Source organism: Spongiibacter thalassae (genome assembly GCF_012272835.1).
GTDB classification, from domain to species: Bacteria; Pseudomonadota; Gammaproteobacteria; order Pseudomonadales; family Spongiibacteraceae; genus Spongiibacter; species Spongiibacter thalassae.
The window spans coordinates 1-1,240 of the sequence record NZ_JAAWWK010000013.1 but is presented as its reverse complement, the minus strand read 5'-3'; the positions used below and the strand labels follow the sequence as shown (position 1 = coordinate 1,240).

1 protein-coding gene is annotated in these 1,240 nt (G+C 53.6%); it reads right to left on the bottom strand.

Annotated features, from left to right (window positions below):
* Window positions 1–84: 84 nt before the first annotated feature.
* Window positions 85–1,172 (bottom strand): IS3 family transposase gene (locus HCU74_RS19730; protein ID WP_168452160.1). Its coding sequence is split into 2 segments (ribosomal slippage): window positions 85–914 and window positions 914–1,172, totalling 1,089 coding nucleotides; the frame shifts between segments, so codons are not numbered across the junction.
* Window positions 1,173–1,240: the final 68 nt, after the last annotated feature.

The following is a 1,240-nucleotide window of genomic DNA, read 5'->3' as shown; positions in this document are numbered from 1 at the left end:
TTGACCTGCCCCCAAAATCTAAGCCAACCGCTGCTTAGCAAAGTCCATTAATGCGATCGTTTATTGATCGCTTGCTTTGCCCCCCTATCCCGTTCGGTATGCTGCCGCAAATTCAGACGGCGTGTCATACCCTAGGGATGAGTGAGGCCGGTTTTCGTTATAGTCAGTACGCCAGTTGGCGATGACCTGTCTTGCATGGGGCAAATCTCTGAACCAGTGCTCGTTTAAACACTCATCCCGGAATTTGCCGTTAAAGCTTTCGATATACGCATTCTGCGTGGGCTTGCCAGGCTGGATCAAGCGAAGCTCAACACCGTTCTCATACGCCCATCGATCAAGCGCTTTGCTGGTAAATTCTGGGCCTTGATCCGTTCTGATAGCTGCCGGGTAGCCGCGGAATTGCGCTATCGCGTCCAGAGCGCTGGCGACATGGTCACCGCTAATACTGTGGCTCACAACAAGATCCAGCGCTTCCTTCGTGTAATCGTCGACGACCGTCAGTATTTTGAGGCGCCTCCCATAACATAAAGCATCCATCACAAAGTCCATCGACCATACCTGATTTGGGCCTTCCGGCAACTCCAGGGCCTGACGTTCAACGGCTATTCCCTTGCGGCGCTTGCGCTTTTTAACCGTCAACCCAGCCTCGTTATACAGCCTGTAAACTCGCTTGTGGTTCACCTCTAGTCCTTCGCGGCGCAAAAGGATATGTAGCCTGCGGTAACCGAAGCGACGGCGTTCGCCAGCCAACTCGGTCAGTCTCGCCTGAATTTCCCGGTCATCCGATTGCTTCTGTGACCGGTAAGCCAGGGTTGAGCGTGATACACCCACCAACCGGCACGCTCGACGCAGGGAGATACTGGTTTCCTCTCGCATGGTCGCAACGGCCTCACGCTTATTATGTGGGGTCAGTACTTTCGGTTTAGGGCCGCCTTGAGAGCATCTGCATCCAGCATAGATTCAGCCAATAAACGCTTGAGCTTGGAATTTTCTTCCTCAAGCTGCTTTAGGCGTCGGATTTCCTGCGCCTCCATGTTCCCGAATTTCTTGCGCCAGGTGTAAAACGTGGCGTCTGAGATCCCGTGTTTGCGGCAGATCTCTTTGACCGGAACCCCGGCTTCGCCTTCCTTCAAAATGGTGACGATCTGCTCGTCGGTAAACCGCTTCTTCATGTCCGCATTCTCCATCGTTTGCGGACTTTACTAAGTTCAGGCTGGTACGGCTAGCGGGGAGCAGGTCA